Source organism: Paracidovorax valerianellae (assembly GCF_900102625.1).
In the GTDB taxonomy this organism is placed as follows: Bacteria; Pseudomonadota; Gammaproteobacteria; order Burkholderiales; family Burkholderiaceae_C; genus Paracidovorax; species Paracidovorax valerianellae.
Genome location: NZ_FMZC01000005.1, coordinates 1 through 18,232, shown reverse-complemented (window position 1 = coordinate 18,232; position 18,232 = coordinate 1). Strand labels below are relative to the sequence as shown.

Genomic DNA, 18,232 nt, shown 5'->3' with positions numbered 1-18,232 from the left:
CGACCCGGCAGATTATGGGGAAAAAATGGGTTCAATCCCGCAGCGGTATTACATGATTGGGTTGCGAGACGTAACCCTGAAGCAAATCAACGCGGTGTTCCACGATGCCGCACGGCGGTGCTCTGGGCGGGGCAGCAGACAACGGCGGCCCCGCCGGTATCGCCAATCGCGGGGCGGGCCGCGCACAGGGCCGATGGCTGCACCGCCACCTGCGTGCGACACTGAATGAATGCGCACCAGGCCGACGCGCCGGGCTGCCCAACCCCCCGAATCCATGCAGCAGTCCACACCCCCCGATACCTCTTTCTCCACGGCTGCGGCCGTCGACGTTTCCGCTCCCGTGGCAGGCAAGCCTAGTGGGCCTTCGCCCGCGCCGAATGCCGGCGTGGCCACCGGCATGGCGCTGGCCCTGGTCGGCGCCATCGCGTTCAGCGGCAAGGCGATCATCGTGAAGCTGGCGTACCGCCATGGCGTGGACGCGGTGACGCTGATCATGTACCGCATGCTGTTCGCGCTGCCGATCTTCGCGGCCATGGCGTGGTGGGCGAGCCGGGGCAAGCCGCCGCTCACGCGCCGCGACTGGGCGGGCGTGGCGTGGCTGGGGTTCACGGGCTATTACCTGGCGAGCTTTCTCGACTTTGCGGGGCTGGCGTACATCAGCGCCGGGCTGGAGCGGTTGATCCTGTATCTCAACCCCACGCTGGTGGTGTTGCTGGGCTGGGCGCTGTATGGCCGCAGCATCCGCTGGGGCCAGATGCTGGGCATGGCGATCAGCTATTGCGGCGTGGTGCTGGTGTTCGGGCACGAGGCCGGGCTGCAGGGCGCCTATGTGGCCTGGGGCGTGCTGCTGGTGTTTCTGTCGGCGGTGAGCTATGCGGTCTATCTGGTGTACAGCGGCGAGATGGTCAAGCGCATCGGCTCGTTGCGGTTGGTAGGTCTGGCCACCACGGTGGCCTGCGTGTGCTGCCTGGTGCAGTTCGTGGTGCTGCGGCCCATGAGCGCGGCGGCGGTGGCGCCCGAGGTGCTGTGGCTGTCGCTGCTCAACGCCACGCTGTGCACGGCCGTGCCGGTGCTGCTGGTGATGATGGCCATCGAGCGGGTGGGCGCGGGCATGGCGGCGCAGGCCGGCATGGTGGGGCCGCTGTCCACGATCCTGATGGGGGTGTGGCTGCTGGACGAGCCCTTCACGCTGTGGGTGGCGTCCGGCACGGCGCTGGTGTTGGCGGGGATTTTCGTGTTCACCCGCATGGCCGCGCGCAAGCCCGCTGGCGGCTGACGGCGACCGGTACACGGCTGCGCGCCGCATGGGGTTGCGCCGCCGTATGTCCCCTGGCGGGCGCCGGCGCGCGGCGCTTCGTATCATGGCCCGTTGATCGCAGCAGTGCCCGATGGCGGGTTTGCGATCGATCCCTTCGTGATTCGTGTTGGGCCGGGCGCACCGGCCGTGAAAGGAGACTATGGACCTGGGTATCGCCGGTAAATGGGCGCTGGTGTGCGGCGCCAGCAAGGGTTTGGGCTACGGCTGCGCCGAGGCGCTGGTGCGTGAGGGCGTGAACGTGGTGATCAACGCGCGCAACGCGCAGGCGCTGGAACAAGCCGCTGCGCAACTGGTGGCCGCGGCCGCGAACGAATCGGCCACGCTGGCGCACAAGCATCCCCAGCCGGTGGTGCTGGCGGTGGCGGCCGACATCACGACGCCCGAGGGCCGCGTGGCCGCGCTGTCGGTGGCGGGCGGACCGGGCGATGCGTTCGACATCGTGGTGACCAACGCCGGCGGTCCGCCGCCGGGCGACTTCCGCGACTGGGACCGCGACGCATGGATCAAGGCGGTGGATGCCAACATGCTCACGCCGATCGAGCTGATCAAGGCCACGGTGGACGGCATGGCGGCACGGGGCTTCGGCCGCATCATCAACATCACGTCGAGCGCAGTGAAGGCACCCATCGACATCCTGGGCCTGTCCAACGGCGCGCGCAGCGGCCTTACGGGCTTCGTGGCCGGCGCGTCGCGCAGCGGCATCGCCGCCAAGGGCGTGACGATCAACAACCTGCTGCCGGGCAAGTTCGACACCGACCGGCTGGCGGCCACCATACAGGCCGCGGTGAAGAAGACGGGCAAGAACGAAGACGACGTGCGCCGTGCCCAGCAGGCCGCCATTCCGGCCGGCCGCTACGGCACGCCGCAGGAGTTCGGGGCAATCTGCGCCTTCCTGTGCAGCGTGCAGGCCGGCTACATGACGGGCCAGAACGTGCTGGCGGACGGCGGCGCGTTTTCCGGCACGTTCTGATACCGCTGCGTTCCGAGGGCTCGGCACTGTTGACTCAGTGCTGTCCTCGGGCGCAACTCGCGATGGGCCGCGGGGTGCGCGGGCTTTAAGCCGGCGGCCGTGCAGTGGCGGCTGCATCGCGCGGCCGTTTGCGCCGCCGTTCGCGCATTCGCAGGCCGAGCACCAGGCTGCCGACGAACACGGTGAGCGCGAGGTAGGCCTGCAGGTAATAGCTCCAGCCCTGCTCGGCATAGAGGTAAGGGCCGACGTCGGGGGAATGGATCTCCATCAGCAGCCCGGCGAACCACAGCGCCGGCAGCACCGCCAGCACGGCGCCCAGCCACCGGCGGTGGGCCATGGCGGCCATGCAGATGCCCGAGGCCGCGAGCGCCACGACCCAGATGAACCAGAGCGAAGGCTCCTTGTCACTGACCTCGGCGAAGGCCATCCCCGGCAGGAGGGCCAGCGCGAGGCCGGTCAGCCGGGTGGATAGCGGACGGTGAGCGGTATGTAGCATTCGGGCAGGCCTCCCAGTTCGCTTTTGAGCTTTTCGACGAACTTGTCGATGTGCACGGTCAGGTCGATGCAGCCTGCGCTGCCCGGGTTCGCCCCGCCGTGGATGAAGAAGCCGCCCCGGCCATGGGTTTCGGTGCCTGGATACGGATGGATGGTGAGCCGGAAATTGCCCCACGCGACGCGCGGCGAGCGGTACAGGTTCTTGAGCCAGTTGTTGGCCCACATCTCGGACGGCTGGATCCAGTAGTCGCCCTCGGGAATCGGCCCGGCGTTGCGGGTCTTCTGCCATTCGGTGGAGTAGTCGAAGTGGCCGTTCTTTGGTTTTCCGGACACTGCGGGCAAGGCGAGCACGGATTGCGTGCCGGTGGCCCGCAGGACTTTGCCGTCGAATTGCAGTGCGATTTTCGATTGCAGGCATCCGGGGGCGTGGGGTCGGCTGCGCTCCAGGGCGTAGGGATCGGACATGGTGAAGGCGGGGGTTGGGCCGCGCTGGGGAAGGGCGCCGCAGGCGGGACACCCGGGGCGGTTCAGCGCGGCCGGCCGATTCTAGAAGTGGGCCCAGCGCATGCCGGTGCATTTTTGTAATGCAGGGTGACCGGACGTATCGCCCGACCGATCGTTTGCTCCGCGCTGCCGTTGTTAGTTTGCAGCCGCGCGGCTACACCGACCAGGTGCGCGGCCGTTGCGCCGGCATTTGCCAGCAGTGCGCGCGCCAGGCGGCCCACACGGTCTGCAGCAGGGCCATGGCAGGCTCCACCACCGGCGCCAGCACGCGCACGACGACCACGTTCGGGTGCGGGCTGGTGGCGCCGGCAGTCGCTGCCAGCGGGTGCGCGTCGATGGCGGAGCGCGCCACGTCCAGCGCGCCTTCGCGCCGGTCGCGGGCCAGGGCCTCGCCTGCGATGAAAAAGATCGACGCCATGCATCGGTGCCCGGCCAAACCCAACCTGCCGTCGAGCAGCAGCTTGTCGGCCGCATCGATGCGGCCGCGCTCCAGCCACACGCCCGGCACTTCGATGTGCTGCGTGAAGCAGCCGGTTTCGAAGGGCTGGCCGGCGTGCGGCAGGCCCAGCGCGGTGACGTCCCAGCCCAGGCATTCGGCGCCTGGGGCCACCTCCAGCGTGAGCCGGTTCTCGGCCTGGCAGGCGTTGTAGCAAAGGGCTTCGAGGGGCAACCATTCGAGCCGCGCACCGGGCGCCAGCACCGCGTGCGTGCGCTGCAGCGCGGGGGCGCCGGTGGAGCGATAAAAGCGGGTGGCTCCAGGGGTGGTCACGAGGCCGTGCGCGCCGGCCGCGACCGTGGTGCGGATGTCCAGCGTGTCGCCGCCGACCAGCCCGCCAGGCGGATGCACCAGCACGTTGTGGCATACCGCATCGCCTTCGGGGTACAGGCTTTGCAGGATGCGCAGCGGCCCGTCGTGCTCGAAGCGTGCCACCGTGCGATCGGCCTCGCGGCGGTAGTCCAGTTGCAGTTGGGCGTGCCAGGTCATGCGTTTGCTATCAAATAGTGAGCTATTACCGCATGATATACGCCGGCAGGAGGCCGATTTGGCATTGAGCTGCCCGCGGCACGCCTCAGGCTTTCCACGCCCCCTGGTGGGAGGCCGAAGACGCTTCGATCAGCGCCGGGCCGATGCATTCGATGGGGTGGGCCGAGGCGGCGAACACGTCGCGGCACGACAGCTCGGCGTCGCGCTGGTCCAGCCGCTCGCCACGGAACGCGCGCAGCCGCACGGCATCGATGCCGTACACCACGCGGCCGATGTTGGCCCAGAAGATCGCGCCCGCGCACATGACGCAGGGCTCGCCGGAGGAATACAGCGTGGCCTGCGCGAACGCCTCGCGCGGGTGCTTCGGGCTGGCCAGGCGCACGGCCGAGGTCTCGGCATGGGCCGTGCAGTCGCCCGTTTCGCCGTTGCTGTTCCAGGCCTCGGCCAGGATGCGGTCGTCCGCCCCGACGATGACGGCGCCGAACGGGCGGTTGCCGCGCGCACGGGCCTGATCGGCCAGGGCGATGGCACGGCGCAAATACAGGCCATCGCGTTCGCCGAGCGGCACCTCTTCGGGCAGCGGGGCGCTCATGCCGCCACCTTGCGGTCGGCGGCCGCAGGCAGGAACGCCGGATTGAACACGCGCTCCGCCGCCGGCTTGCGCGCCAGGTTGAAGGTGGTGGCGATCTCGTCGATCTGCCGCGCCAGCACGTCGGGCTGCACGCCGCCCAGGCCGATCGCCTGCGTCTCGGCGGTGGCGATGTACTGCCGCGTGATGGCCCAGCGGGCGCGTTCCATGTCCATGTTCAGGATGGGTTCGCGCGCCTTGATGGCGGCCATCGCGGCATCGGGGCTGGCCAGCGTTTCGCGCAGGGCGCGGTGGGTGGCGCGCAGGAAGGCCCGCGCCGCATCGGGCCGCTCCTGAAGCAGCCGCCCGGCGAGGATGGCGTTGCCGTACAGGTTCAACCCGGTCTTGCCGTATTCGAGCACGGCCAGGTCCTGCGGGGGCATGCGCGCGAACAGCGACACGGCCGAATCGTGGAAGTAGGTGGCCGCGTCCACGTCGCCGCGCACCATCACGTTGTCGCGCGCGCTGAAGTCGGTGGTGACCCACTGGAACAGCTCGGGGCTGGTGTTCAGCTGCCGCGCCACCATGGGCCAGCTGCGGCGGGTGGACTCCACGGCGGCCGCGGCCACCCGCTTGCCTTTGAGCGACTGGAAATCGGCCGTCACGCCGCGGTCCTTGCGGCCGATGATGACGAAGGGCGCGCGGTTGTAGTACTGGTAGATGGCCTGTACGGGCGCATCGGCGTTCTGCGCATGGAATTCGGCGAGCGCGCTGATGTCGCCCAGCCCCAGGTCGTAGGCGCCGCTGGCCACCCGCGTGATCGATGCCACCGAGCCGGAGCCGACGTCGATGGTCACGTCCAGTCCCTCTTCCTTGTAGTAGCCCTTGGACTCGGCCAGGAAGAACGGCCCCGTCTGGCTGGTCACGCGGAAGTCGAGCGTGAACTTGAGCGGTGTGAGCTTGCCCTGCGCGTGCACGGCGGGGGCTGCGAGGGAGGAGCCCAGCGTAGCGGCAAGGGCGGAGGCGGCGGAAGTGGAGAGAAAGCGGCGGCGTTGCATGGCGGGGCTCCAGGTTCGGTACGGACAACCGGCCACGGCACATCGGCGCCGTGCATCGGTGCGAACTGAGCAATTTCCGGGCACCGGCGCCGTCGTGGGACAGGCCGGGCTGAACGCTTCTACTCGCGGTGAGCGTTGCAGGAAGCATGCCCGCGATCGGCTACAGGGCAGCGTGGGCGGCGTGCCAAGGGACGGCGCTGTGGCAATGCGCCCACCGCTGCATGGCGGTGCATCGCCAGCGAAAGGTCGCGTTCCTGGTGCACCGCGATCCCCGTTGCGGGGAGGCGGGCACAGGCCGGCCACCGAAGCGCCGACGCCCAGCGAGGGGACCAGGCAATGCCACACGGAGCGCCGCCCTGGCGTGCCATTTGCTTACGGTGCCGGCAAGAGTAGAAGCGTTCAGCCCGATGGCCTGCCCCGCGCAGTCCCGTCGGCGGGTCATTGCTCTTGAAGCCGGTGGCGGTCGCCGGCGCACGTGGCCTTGCCGGCCGGCGTGCGCTGCCGGGCGCTGCCTTTGTCCCTTCAAGAGCCCCGTGGCGCAGTGCATGCCTGCCTTCATCCGCACCGCCATGGGCCTTGTATCCACGACGAGGAAGCCATGCAGAGCACGACCGACCATCCCACCACCGCCAGCCACGCCACCACGGCCGATGTCCGCGCCGAACTGGAAAAGGAAGCCCGCATGGGCGGCCTGGGCGCTGAAACCAGCACGCGCGAAATCCGCCGCATCGACCTGACGGATTTCGAACACCGCAAGGAAGAGATTGCCGAGCAGCTGTGGAGCGCCTCGGTGGAGATCGGCTTCTTCCAGGTGACAGGCCACGGCATTCCGGTGGAAGACATCCGCAGCGCCTTCGCGCGTGCCGAAGCGTTTTTCGACCTGCCCCGCGAGACCAAGGCGCAGTGGCCGTTGGCGCGCAATGCGGGCTGGGAGCACAAGGCGCAGGTGCGGCCGTCCACCCGCACGCCTGACCAGAAGGAGTCGTATCAAGTCACGCGGCCGCGCATGGCCGGCCTGTGGCCGACCGAGGCCGAACTGCCGGGCTTTCAGGAAGCGACGCTGCGATTCGAGTCGCAGTGCTGGCACGTGGGCATGCAACTGCTGTCGTGCTTTGCGCACAAGCTGGGTTTTGCGCAGGACTTCTTCACGCAGGCGCACGACCCGTCCAGCGCGGCCTACCAGAGCACGCTGCGCATGCTGCACTATTTCGCGGTGGACCCGGCGCTCAAGGACGAACTGGGCCTGTGGCGCGCGGGCGCGCACACCGATTTCGACTGCCTCACGCTGCTGTTTCAGCGCCCCGGGCAGGGTGGCCTGCAGGTGCTGCCCGGCAAGGAGATGGAAAGCCGCCAGTGGACCAGCGTGGAGCCGGCCGAAGGCGTCATCACCTGCAACATCGGCGACATGCTGACCCGCTGGAGCGACGACCAGTTGCCCAGCAACTTCCACCGCGTGCGCAATCCGCTGCCGCACGAATACCAGGGCGCGCGCTACAGCCTGGCGTTCTTCTGCCAGGCGAACGAGGACGCAGCGGTCGAAGGCCCGGGCCGCAAATACCCCGCCATTCAGGCCGGCGAATACCTGCGCCAGCGCATCACGGCGAATTTCGCCAAGTATTGAGCGGGGCCGGGGCGGGCCGGACTGCCCTGCGGCGCGCCGGCTAGGCCAGCGCCGCCAGTGGCGCCGGCATGGTTTCGGAGAAGCCGCGGGCCGGCAGCACGATGTGAAAGACGCTGCCCTGGGCCGCGTTGCGCGCATGGATGCGGCCGCCGAAGGTCTCGACGATCTTGCGGCAGATGGCCAAGCCCAGGCCGGTGCCGCCGGAGCCGTCGCGCGTTTTGCTCGACTGCACGAAGGCCTCGAAGATGCGCTCCAGCTCTTCATCAGGAATGCCGGGCCCCTGGTCTTCGACCTCGATGTGGATCTGCGTCAGGCCATCGAGAAAGCCGCGCAGTTCGATGGTCGATCCGCCGGGTGAAAACTTCACCGCGTTTGCCAGCACGTTGCGCACCACTTGCTGAAACCGCAGAGGGTCGGCCTTGGCGACCAGCGGCAGGTCCGGCAGGTCCAGCTGCAGGTGCAACCGGTGCCGTGCGAGCAAGGGCTCGAACTCCCGCGCCACCGAGCGGATCAGCCCGCGCAGGTCGATGCGTTCCAGATGGAACGTGCCCACCGTGCTCTCGATCTTGGCCACGTCCAGCAGATCGTTCACCAGGGTGAGCATGCGCTGCCCGGCAGAGTGGATGTCGCCGAACATCGCCGCCAGCCGAGGATCGGTGGGGCTGCGCGGCGAGCCCAGGGTGCCCAGTTCGGCGAAGCCGATGATCGACTGCAGCGGCGTGCGCAGCTCATGGCTCATGTTGGCCACGAACTCCGACTTGGTGCGCGACGCTTCCTCCGCCGCGTCCCGCGCTTCCTGGATGGCGCGCTCGGCCATGCGGAAGTCGGTCACGTCCATCAGGATGCTGAGCACGCCGGTGGCCTGGCCCGCTTCGTCGGTCACCGCGGCCTTGAAGATGCGCGCGTCGCGGCGCGAGCCGTCGCCGTGCAGCAGCCGGGTTTCCAGCGTCACCTGGCCGCCTCGCGCCAGCAGTTGGCGGTTGGCTTCTTCCAGCACCGTGGCCTCTTCGTGCGGCAAGAAGGCATGCAGCTTTTCGCCGATCACCTGCGCGCGGGGCTGGCCCTTGTATTCCTCCCAGGCACGGTTCACCAGCACCAGGCACTGGTTCGTGTCGGTGAGCGACATGGGCAGCGGGTTCGTATCGAGCAGCAGGTTCTGGAAAGCCAGCTGCGCGTGGAGTTTCAGCTGTGCCTGCCAGCGCTCGGTCACGTCCACCGCGCTGCCCGCGAAACCGGCGATGCGCCCTTCGCTGATGAGTGGCACCACCGCCAGCTCGAACAGCAGGTGGCGGCCTTCGGCGGTGCGGATCAGCGCCTGGCAGGTGCGTGCCTGCGCGGTGGAGGCGGTGTCCAGCATCGCCGTGACATCGCTGCGGCTCACCGAATCGACGATGTCTTGCAGTTTCTGCCCGACGGCATGCGATGGGCTGCGACCGCTCAGGGTGTCCCACCGCGCGTTGGCATAGGTGATGACGCCCTGCGCATCGGTGCGGAAGATCAGCTCCTGCACGCTGCTGATCAGCACCGCCAGGTCGTGCTGGCTCTGTGCGATCTTTCGCTGCGCCAGGTTCATGGAGCGCTGCGCTGCCTCCCGCGAGCGCAGGCCGCGCCAGGCGGTGGCCGTCAGCCCCAGCGCCAGCAGCACGGCGGCCAGGCCGATGCCCAGGAAGCTCTTTGCGCCCTGCAGCCATCGGCTCTGCGCCATGGCGAGGGGCTCCTCGACGATGGCCACCAGCGGCTTGTCGCGAGAGGCACGGAAAGCCAGGATGCGGTCGCTGCCCAGCACGCCCTGGCCCACGTAGCTGGCGATGTCGCGCTGGGGCAGGTAGCTATGAAAGATGGGTAGTCCGTCGATGCGCTGGCCCACCAGCGCCGCGGTGGGGGCGGAAGTCGCCAGCACCTGTCCGTCGTCGCTGGCGATCACCGCGTCGTAGCTGAGCGACTCCAGCGTGAGGTACTGGAAGTTCGACAGCGCACCGGGATTCATCAGCCCCACGATCATCAGGTCCTTGCCGCCGTCGGTGCGGAAACCACGCAGCAGCGGAATGAACGAAATGCCGGGCGGCGAGGTGTCGGGAGCGGTCGTGCGCCGCAGGCTGCCCAGGCCGCGGCCCTGTATCAGAGGGCCGATCCGCTCATGCTCCTCTTCGGTCCAGGGGCCCAGTTTCGAGACGTCGATGTAGGTACCCGCCTCGCCGCTCACGGTGCTGGCGATCACCAGGCCTTTGGTGTCCACCGCTGCCACGCCGCGCATGAAGGACAGCCCCACCAGCACCTGACGCATCGCGGATTCCATCGCCTCCCGGTCGGGGCGGGCTTCGGTCATGGCGGGCGAATGCGCCAGCATGCCCAGGGCCATGTCGCCGGCTTCGATGGTGCGGGCGGCCTGGCTTTCGATGATTCGGGCGAGCAACTGGGCCTGCGCCTGGCTGGCGGCCATGGTCGTGCGCATGTCGTTCATGGCCAGCAAGGCCACGGCCACCGCGGCGAGCAGCGCAGCGGCCAACCCGGCCACGAGAACGATGCCGCTGGCCGGCAGTCCGCGAAAGCGCGGGCGGCGTTCCACGGCGGAAAGGTGAGGGGTGGGGATGCGGCGGGCCATATCAGGGCTCGATGACCTGTTCCAGGCCGTTCTTCTGCGCGGCCGCCTTGAGTCGGCCGTCGCGCTTGATGCGGGCCACGAAGTCATTCATCTGCGCCAGCCAGCCGGTGTCCCCGGGGCGCACGGCATAGGCATAGGAAAGCATCTGCACGGGACGGGCCGGCGCGATCAGCCGGGCCCAGTCGTCGTTGTCCAGCAGGCGGCGGCTGTAGAAGTAGTTCGTCATGAACGCGTCCACACGGCCGGACATCAACTCCTGCTCGCGCGAGGTGGGCGGGCTGGTCGGCACCACCGTGGCGTGCTGCAGGTGGGCGGCCATGAAAGACTCCAGGGACGTTCCGCGCAGCACGGCTACCCGCACGCCCGGACGGTCGATGTCGGACCATTGCCCCACCACGGCGTTGTTCTTGGTGGTGATCGCATACACGTCGCTGTGCAGGTAGGGCTGGGTGAAGCTCAACGAATTCAGGCGCTGCGGCAGCACGGCGATGGCGAACATGGCGACGTCGCAGCGATGGCTGTTCAGGTCGTCCACCACCGCCGTGAAAGAGGAGTCGACATATTCGATGCGTGCGCCCAGGTCTTTGGCCAGCTCGCCCGACAGGTCGATGTCGATGCCCTTGAGCTCGCGGGTGCGGGGGTGGCGGTAGGTCACGCCGTAGTACTCGGGCCAGATGCAGGCGCGCACGACACCCGTGGAACGCACCCGCTCCGACACCGAGCCTGCGTGCACCGCAGGCAAGGCGTGAAGGGCCGCTCCTGCAAGCATCGCCAATGAAAGGAAAATCCGCTTCATGCCATCCATTTCTTCAGGGCAGGGCCCTGCGGTGGAGAGAGAGGCAGGCCCTCAGTGCCAATGCCCGATGCGCTATCGGTAAACCGTAGCGCACGCGAAGGGCAACCATCAGGGTCAGCGCATCATAGAGGCGGCCTCCCGCCGCAGGGTCCCTGCCATTACGGGGGCACGAGGCATATGGATTCAGTGCCTCCGGGCTGGGCGCAGCCCCACGGCGCACTCCCGCCATGCCGTGCCGTTGGCGGCCGCTGGAGTGGGGGTGGTGAAAATAAGGCTGCATGGCTCGGTTTGCGAAATGATAAAAATATAGAATCGCGTTGCATTTTGATTTTAATCAGAAAAATCATTTTTATCATCTTTAATTTTCGTGCGTCTGTACCAACAGGAGCACAATTCACCCATGGCGATATCTGCTCCTGAGATTTCTGACGCAAACGATCACTGCACCACCCTCGAAGTGGCAAAGATGCTCGGCATGGCCGTCCGATCCGTTCAACTCATGGTCGACCGTGGGGAATTGCAAGCGTGGAAAACGCCCGGGGGGCACCGTCGCATTTCCCGCACGTCCGTGCAGCAATGGATGCAAGGCAACAAGGCCAGGCCCGCTGAGCCGGCCAACGGCGGCGCGTACGGCAGCCGGCGCGATGCCGCAGCGCCCGCCGGCCCCAAAAAGCCGTTGCTGCTGCTCATCGAGGACTCGACCCATTTCCAGAACCTGATCCAGCTCATCGTGCAGCAGCAGTTTCCCGACGTGGGACTGCAGGTGGCCGACGATGGCATTGCCGGGCTGGCGCTCTATGGGCAGTTGCAGCCCGACATATTGATCGTCGACATCCTGCTGCCTGGCCTGGACGGGGCCACCCTGATCACCACGCTGCGCTCGCACTCCCAGTTCGCGCGCAGCGAACTCATCGTGGTGACCTCGCTGGACGAGACGCAGCGCGCGCCCTATGCCTTCGCGCTCAAGGGCGTGGCCGTCATCCACAAACCCCAACTGGTGGCCGAACTGCCCGGAGCGTTGCAGGCCTGCCTGGAAAAGCTGCGGCATGCCAACGCCTGATCCGATCGTCCTCCTGGTGGAGGACGACGCATCCGTATCCCGTTTCGTCGGCATGGTGCTCGACGGACTGCCGGTGTCGCTCCACGTGTGCGCCAGCGTGGAAGAGGCCCTGGAATTTCTGGCGCAGCAACGTGCGCAGCTCATCATCACCGACCTCATGATGCCGGGCGAGTCCGGCATGGGGCTCATCCAGCGCATGGCGGCCGACCCGGCACTGGCCGCAGGCGCCAAGGTCGTGGTCTTCAGCGCGGGGCTGAACACGGCGGTGCGCGCACAACTGGCGTCGATGAACATCTGGCGCACGCTGGCCAAGCCCGCTTCGGTCGGTGACTTGCAAGGCTGCGTGCGGGATGCGCTGGAACTGTTGAGACCTGCCGAAGCCGCAGCGCCGGCTGTGCTTGAAGCCAGCGCGATGCGGGGAGTGGCCGAAGGCCTGGCCGACCATGAAGGCCAGGCGCTCGCCAAGCACTTCGCCAACAACCGGCCCCTGTTCGATACCTACCGCGACCGCTGCGTGGTGCAGTTCGCCAAGGACTGCGACGAGGGCGACCGGGCGGTGGGAGCATCGGACCTGGCCGCGTTGCGCCGGCTGGGCCACAACCTCCGCACCGTGCTGCTCACCCTGGGACGCAGCGAAGGCAGCCGCTTGGCGGGCGTTATGGAAGAGGCCGCCCTGGCCGAAGACGGCTCGGCGGCCATCGCCGGCTGGAAGGCTTTGAGAGAACACCTGGCATCCCGGTAGCTGGGAACCAGGAGCAGAACCCGCTGCCCACGGGCGCAATCCGTGCACCCTGATGAAAACACCGCTTGGCGTCCACGCGCCCAAGCGGTGCCTTGGATCAGCGGGCGAGGGCGGCGCCCAGCCGGGGAGCGGCTCCGGCGCTGGCATAGGCCGAAGCGCCGAGCGCTCCACCGCTGGTCTTCCTGCCTGCCTTGGCAACCGCACCACTGCCGGCCTCCGACTGCGCGCCGAGCTTGAAGATCGCCACGGCCTGCAGCAGTTGCTGGGCCTGCGTGCTCAGGCTGCTGGCGGCGGCAGCGCTTTCTTCCACCAGGGCCGCGTTCTGCTGGGTGACCTGGTCCATCTGCGTGATCGCCTCGCCCACCTGAGCCACGCCCTGGCTCTGCTCGGTGCTGGCGGCGCTCACCTCTCCGATGATGTCCGTGACGCGGCGGATGGCCGTGACCACTTCCGTCATGGTGCTGCCGGCCTTCGCCACCAGCGCCGTGCCTTCGCCGACCTGGGCCACGCTGCTGTCGATCAGTGCCTTGATCTCTTTCGCGGCGGCCGCGCTGCGCTGCGCCAGGCTGCGCACTTCGCTGGCCACGACCGCAAAGCCCCGGCCCTGCTCACCGGCCCGCGCCGCTTCCACCGCGGCGTTGAGCGCCAGGATGTTGGTCTGGAAGGCGATGCCATCGATCACGCCGATGATGTCGGCGATGCGCTTGGAGCTGTCGTCGATGACCTTCATGGTGCCCACGACGTCGTTCACGACCTGCCCGCCCTGCACGGCGACGGCCGAAGCGCTCACGGCCAACTGGTTGGCCTGGCGGGCGTTGTCCGCGTTCTGTTTCACGGTGCTGGACAGCTCCTCCATCGAGGCCGCGGTTTCTTCCAGTGCGCTGGCCTGCTGCTCGGTGCGGGCCGACAGGTCGCTGTTGCCCTGGGCGATCTCGGCGCTGGCCGTGGCCACGCCGTCGGAGCCATGGCGCACGGTGGCGACCACCGAGGTCAGCGCTGCCTGCATGCGTGCCATGGCGGCCATCACGCTTTCCGTATCGCCGCTGCGTACTGCCAGCGCCGCACTCAGGTCGCCGGCCGCCACGTTGTTGGCGGCCTCTGCCAGGGCCGCAGGTTCGGCGCCCAGCGAGCGAGAAAGATCGCGAACGATGAGCCAGCCGACCAGCACGCTGACGACCAGCATCAGCGCTGCGGCCACGCCCAGCACCACCGCCATGTTGTTGGCGTGGGCCAGCGCCTCCTTGGCGACCTGGGTGGCCAAGCCCTGCTGGATTTCGCGGGACGCATCCACGGCGCTGAACAGGTTGTTTTGCAGGGTGCGCAATTCCTTGATCAGCAGCGCTCCCGCCGCGGCGCTGTCGCCCGCTTCCGCCAGGGCAATGGCCCGGTCGACCGTCTGGTTGTAAGGATCGCGGTTGGTATTGATGATGCGCAACTGCTCACGGGTCGCGGGCAGGGCCAGCGCCCCATCCAATTTCTGGAGCAGTGCGGCATTGGCCGTGCGCGCGTCGATGACCTTCTTCTTCTCGCCCTGGCGCAAGGCCGGGTCGGTGGAAATGATGATGTTGCGCACCGCGCGCGCGCCGTTGTTCAGGTTGTCCTTGACCTCGGTGAACTGCGCGACCTTGACCATGCGGTTGGCCGACACCTCCGCCAGATCCTGGGCCAGGCCCTGCATGCGGAGCGCTGCGAGCAGTGCGATGGCGACGCCGAGGGTGGCGAGCAGCCCGAATCCGATGATCAATCGGGTGGAGATCTTGAGGTGTTTCATGGACGGTTTCTCTTCAACAAGGAACTGAAAATATCATAAATATCATTTTTACTGATTATGGCATTTCTAAGTCAAACGTGTGCAAACGTTTCCGCAGTAAGGACGCCGTCAACACCAAAAGTGGAAAAATGGCCACGTCGGCCCAGGACGGCTTGGCCTTCGCTGCCCTGGCACAGCGGATGTGGCAGGCGGGGCAGTGCCCTCCACGCGGTGTGAAGCGGACAGAGAAAAGGCAGAAGAAGAAGGATGGGCGCCGAGACCGCCCTCAGCGCTCGGAGCCCGGGCGACCGCGCCCATGTCGCCACCGACGCGGTGCACCCCACGGGCTTCATGCTCAAGACGCGCGCCGAAGACGGCAGCGATCCGCAGATCGAATACTTCCGCAAAGGGTCGGCCGCCAGCCACCTCGGCGTGGCCGATGCACCCGCGGGCGCCTTTCCGGCGCGCCACCTGCACCTGACCGGCATCACGCCCGCGCTGTCGGCCAGCACGCGGGAGCTGGCCTTTCACCTCGCGCGGCAGGCCCGTGCGGCGGGCGCCACCATCTCGTTCGACCCCAACCTGCGGCCCCGCCTGTGGCCGTCGCCCGAAGCCATGGCCGAGTGCATCAACGCCCTGGCAGCGCTGTGCGACACCGTGCTGCCGGGCCTGGGCGAAGGCCGCCTGCTCACCGGGCGCGACACCGCCGAAGGCGTGGCCGACTTCTACCTCGCGCAGGGCGCGCGGCAGGTGGTCGTGAAGCTCGGGCCCGAAGGCGCGTTCCATGCCCAGCAGGGCGGGGCGCGAGGCACCGTCCCCGGCCAGCCGGTGGCGCGCGTGGTGGACACGGTGGGCGCTGGCGACGGCTTCGCAGTGGGCGTGATCAGCGGCCTGCTGGAGGGCCAGGACCTCGCCCGCGCCGCCGCGCGCGGCAATGCCATCGGCGCGCGGGTGGTGCAGTTTCCCGGCGACTCGGACGGGCTGCCGACGCGGCAGGAGCTGGGCGAAGGCGTCTGAAGGGTTCAGGGTGATTGCTATAAAAAGTATAGCTATACACCCTAGTGGTTATTGCGCTGGAGGCCTTTTTGATGCATAGCCTGCTAGCGGGCCTGCCGGGCTCCACCCCTCGTCGGCCGCACGGCGGCTGAGGCGTCTTTCACCTCAGCCCTTGCCCATCAGCCGTTCCGGCTCACTGCTCGGTGTAGTGGTAGGTCAGCCCGCCGTCCACTGAGTGGGTGCCGCCCGTGATGTAGCCCGCGTCTTCGCTGGCGAGAAACGCCACCAGCCCTGCCACGTCTTCCGGCGTGCCGAGCCGGCCCATGGGGATCTGCGCCTGCAGGGCCTTGAGCTTGGCCGGGTCGTTCAGCAGCTTTTCGTTGATGGGCGTGGCGATGGCGCCGGGCGCCACGTTGTTGATGCGGATCGACAGCGGCGCCAGTTCGCTTGCCAGGTTGCGTGCCAGCATGCGCAGCGCGCCCTTGCTGGCGCAGTACGAGGCGAAATGCGGGAAGGCGATCTCTTCGTGCACCGAGCTGATGTTCACCACGGCGCCACCGCGCTGCAGCGCGCGGCGGTGCAGCACGAAGGCCTGCGTGGCGAAGAACAGGCCCTTCACGTTCGTGTCCATGACCAGGTCGTAGTCCTCTTCGGTCACGTCCCAGAAATCGGCGTGGCGCTCCACGCCCGCGTTATTGACCAGGATGTCGAGGCCGCCGAGCGCCTCGACCGAGCGCTCGACCAGTTCGGCCGCGGCGCTGGCGATGCCGATGTCGGCCGGCACATACACCGCGCGCCGGCCCAGCGCTTCGATCTGCGCGATGAGCTCGCGCGGGGCGCCATCGGGCTTGCGGCCATTGAGTGCGACGTCGGCGCCCTCCTGGGCAAAGCGCAGCGCGATGGCGGCGCCGATGCCTTGGGTGCTGCCGGTGACGAGGGCGGTTTTCTGGGAAAGGCGTGGCATGGGCAGGGCAGGTCGGTTGAGTGAGAAAAGGCAGGCCGGCGGATCGCCGGGCCACGTGCCATTTCATCCCCGTTGGCCCGCCCACCGTGTCAGCCAATGGCGCAATGCCGCCCGGCGGCGCCTGTGAAGGTTCAGCCCCCGCCGGCACTGGGCAAAAGCGCTCGCAGCCAGCCGAGCCCGTCGCTGGTGCCGCCCGCCACCGCGCCGCGCGCGGGGCGGTATTCGCAGCCGATCCAGCCGGCATAGCCCAGCTCGTCCAGCAACTGGAACAGGTAGGGGTAGTTCACTTCGCCGACATCCGGCTCGTGCCGCTCGGGCACGCCGGCGATCTGAATGTGGCCCACCCGGCCGGTGGGCACGTAATGGCGGATCTTCGTGGCCAGGTCGCCTTCGACGATCTGGCAGTGGTACAGGTCCATCTGCACCTGCACGTTCGGCGCACCGATCGCGGCCACCAGCGCATGGGCTTCGTCCTGCCGGTTCAAAAAGTAGCCGGGCATGTCCCGTCCGTTGATGGGCTCGATCAACACCTGCAGGCCGTGCGGTGCAGCCAGATCGGCCGCGGCCCGCAGGTTGGCGATGTAGGTCGTGCGCAGCGCTTCGCGGGTGTGGCCTGCGGGTGCCAGCCCCGCCATCACGTGGATGCGCGGCGTCTGCAGCGCCTGCGCATAGCCGATCGCCTGCACGATGCCCGCGCGGAACTCCGCTTCGCGCCCCGGCAGGCACGCCGTGCCGCGCTCGCCGGCGCCCCAGTCACCGGGCGGGGCGTTGAACAGCACTGTCTCCAGGCCCTGGGCATTCAGGCGCGCAGACAGTTCGGCGGGCGCATGGGCGTACGGAAAGAGAAACTCGACCGCCCGGAACCCGTCGCGCGCCGCAGCGGCGAAGCGGTCGAGAAAGCCGAACTCCTGGTAGAGCAGCGAGAGGTTGGCGGCAAAGCGAGGCATGGGCGTTGGCTTTCTGGCGCGGTCAATGTTTGCGAGTGGTTGCGAGTGTCCCCGATGGCTGGATGAGCGAATGATGGGCGGCGCAGGCAATTCACCCAGCCTGACCGAGGGTTTTGCGCTGTCGAAGAACTGTCATCTTTGGTGGCCATCATGGCCGCTTCACCCACAGCGACCCAGTCCCGTTCGGGTCTGCCACCGATGACACGCCGAGTCACGATCCAAACCCCGTTGGGAGAGCAGCTGCAGTTCCGGCGGCTACAGGGCCGGGAAGACCTCAGCCAGCTGTTCGCGCTGGATGTGGATTTGCTCAGCGAGAGCAAAAGCATCGACCCCAAGGCGCTGCTCGGCAAACACGCCAGCGTCGTGGTGGAAACCGAAGTGGGCGGTCGGCGCTACCTGGACGGCATCGTCACGCGCTTTGGCCTGCAGGGCGAAGACCACCGGTATTACTCGTATCGGCTGCGCCTGAACCCGTGGCTGTGGCTGGCCACGCGCAAGAGCGACTTCCGTGTCTTTCAGAACAAGACCGTGCCCGACATCATCGAAGAGGTGCTCGGCAAATACGGCCACCCGCTGCAAAAGCGCCTCACCCGGGCGTATCGCAGCTGGGACTACTGCGTGCAGTACGACGAAACCGACTGCGCCTTCGTCTCGCGCCTCATGGAGCATGAAGGCATCTACTACTACCACCAGCACGGCGCCGGCCAGCACACCCTGACCCTGGCGGACGACATCGTTGCCTCCCACAGCCCGCTGCCCGGGGCCGCCGTCATCCCGTTCTACCCGCCCGAGAAAGCCGCCGTCGCCGACAAAGAGAACATTCACGCGTGGGAGCTGCACCAGAGCATCCACTCCG

General features: G+C 67.9%; 16 protein-coding genes and 1 pseudogene. 7 read left to right on the top strand and 10 right to left on the bottom strand.

The window, feature by feature from the left end; all coding sequences use genetic code 11:
- Positions 1-397 precede the first annotated feature (397 nt).
- On the top strand, positions 398-1,276 hold the full coding sequence (locus tag BLT03_RS10030) for a DMT family transporter (protein ID WP_092743555.1): 879 nt from the start codon (positions 398-400) through the stop codon (positions 1,274-1,276).
- Positions 1,277-1,457: 181 nt separating this feature from the next.
- Complete coding sequence (locus BLT03_RS10025) at positions 1,458-2,288, top strand: SDR family oxidoreductase (protein WP_092743141.1); 831 nt, start codon at positions 1,458-1,460, stop codon at positions 2,286-2,288.
- 85 nt (positions 2,289-2,373) lie between these two features.
- On the opposite strand, the gene BLT03_RS10020 is transcribed toward BLT03_RS10025, so the two are convergent.
- The 5 genes from BLT03_RS10020 to BLT03_RS10000 all read right to left on the bottom strand — a co-directional run bounded on the left by BLT03_RS10020 (position 2,374) and on the right by BLT03_RS10000 (position 5,898).
- A complete protein-coding gene (locus BLT03_RS10020) occupies positions 2,374-2,784 on the bottom strand; it encodes a hypothetical protein (protein ID WP_139160367.1) in 411 nt (136 codons plus the stop codon).
- Positions 2,745-3,248, bottom strand: coding sequence for a tlde1 domain-containing protein (locus BLT03_RS10015; protein WP_092743137.1), 504 nt, complete (start codon positions 3,246-3,248; stop codon positions 2,745-2,747). Before BLT03_RS10015 ends, BLT03_RS10020 begins: the two co-directional genes overlap by 40 nt.
- A gap of 193 nt (positions 3,249-3,441) precedes the next feature.
- The gene (locus BLT03_RS10010) at positions 3,442-4,272 is read right to left on the bottom strand and encodes an urease accessory protein UreD (protein ID WP_092743135.1); all 831 of its coding nucleotides are present in this window, start codon (positions 4,270-4,272) and stop codon (positions 3,442-3,444) included.
- Between the two features lie 85 nt (positions 4,273-4,357).
- Entirely contained in the window at positions 4,358-4,864 is a 507-nt protein-coding gene (locus tag BLT03_RS10005) for a nucleoside deaminase (protein WP_092743133.1), read from the bottom strand.
- Positions 4,861-5,898 carry an ABC transporter substrate-binding protein gene (locus BLT03_RS10000; protein ID WP_092743131.1) on the bottom strand — a complete coding sequence of 346 codons (1,038 nt, stop codon included), beginning with the start codon at positions 5,896-5,898 and terminating at the stop codon, positions 4,861-4,863. Before BLT03_RS10000 ends, BLT03_RS10005 begins: the two co-directional genes overlap by 4 nt.
- A 598-nt stretch (positions 5,899-6,496) precedes the next feature.
- Here BLT03_RS10000 and BLT03_RS09995 point away from each other — a divergent pair.
- The gene (locus tag BLT03_RS09995) at positions 6,497-7,519 is read left to right on the top strand and encodes an isopenicillin N synthase family dioxygenase (protein ID WP_092743129.1); all 1,023 of its coding nucleotides are present in this window, start codon (positions 6,497-6,499) and stop codon (positions 7,517-7,519) included.
- Between the two features lie 40 nt (positions 7,520-7,559).
- On the opposite strand, the gene BLT03_RS09990 is transcribed toward BLT03_RS09995, so the two are convergent.
- Together BLT03_RS09990 and BLT03_RS09985 are read right to left on the bottom strand one after the other, a co-directional pair.
- The gene (locus BLT03_RS09990; RefSeq protein WP_245711320.1) at positions 7,560-10,121 is read right to left on the bottom strand and encodes a sensor histidine kinase; all 2,562 of its coding nucleotides are present in this window, start codon (positions 10,119-10,121) and stop codon (positions 7,560-7,562) included.
- 1 nt (position 10,122) lies between these two features.
- On the bottom strand, positions 10,123-10,917 hold the full coding sequence (locus BLT03_RS09985) for an ABC transporter substrate-binding protein (protein WP_092743550.1): 795 nt from the start codon (positions 10,915-10,917) through the stop codon (positions 10,123-10,125).
- Positions 10,918-11,383: 466 nt separating this feature from the next.
- Between BLT03_RS09985 and BLT03_RS09980 the strand changes: the two genes are divergently transcribed.
- On the top strand, positions 11,384-11,977 hold the full coding sequence (locus BLT03_RS09980; RefSeq protein WP_245711329.1) for a response regulator: 594 nt from the start codon (positions 11,384-11,386) through the stop codon (positions 11,975-11,977).
- A complete protein-coding gene (locus BLT03_RS09975; protein ID WP_092743125.1) occupies positions 11,964-12,719 on the top strand; it encodes a response regulator in 756 nt (251 codons plus the stop codon). The genes BLT03_RS09980 and BLT03_RS09975 overlap by 14 nt, the downstream gene beginning before the upstream one ends.
- Positions 12,720-12,816: 97 nt before the next feature.
- Here the strand turns inward: BLT03_RS09975 and BLT03_RS09970 are convergent, their stop codons facing one another.
- Positions 12,817-14,490: a methyl-accepting chemotaxis protein gene (locus BLT03_RS09970; RefSeq protein WP_092743123.1), complete on the bottom strand. Its 1,674-nt coding sequence runs from the start codon at positions 14,488-14,490 to the stop codon at positions 12,817-12,819.
- 219 nt (positions 14,491-14,709) lie between these two features.
- On the opposite strand from BLT03_RS09970, the pseudogene BLT03_RS09965 reads away from it, so the two are divergent.
- A pseudogene (locus BLT03_RS09965) lies at positions 14,710-15,486 on the top strand (sugar kinase); the annotation flags it as partial.
- A gap of 172 nt (positions 15,487-15,658) precedes the next feature.
- Here BLT03_RS09965 and BLT03_RS09960 read toward each other — a convergent pair.
- Together BLT03_RS09960 and otnI are read right to left on the bottom strand one after the other, a co-directional pair.
- Positions 15,659-16,429, bottom strand: coding sequence for an SDR family NAD(P)-dependent oxidoreductase (locus tag BLT03_RS09960; protein WP_092743119.1), 771 nt, complete (start codon positions 16,427-16,429; stop codon positions 15,659-15,661).
- A 131-nt stretch (positions 16,430-16,560) separates the two neighbouring features.
- Entirely contained in the window at positions 16,561-17,376 is an 816-nt protein-coding gene (gene otnI, locus BLT03_RS09955; protein ID WP_092743117.1) for a 2-oxo-tetronate isomerase, read from the bottom strand.
- A 198-nt stretch (positions 17,377-17,574) separates the two neighbouring features.
- On the opposite strand from otnI, the gene BLT03_RS09950 reads away from it, so the two are divergent.
- A partial coding sequence (locus BLT03_RS09950; RefSeq protein ID WP_139160366.1) for a type VI secretion system Vgr family protein occupies positions 17,575-18,232 on the top strand: 658 nt, incomplete at its 3' end.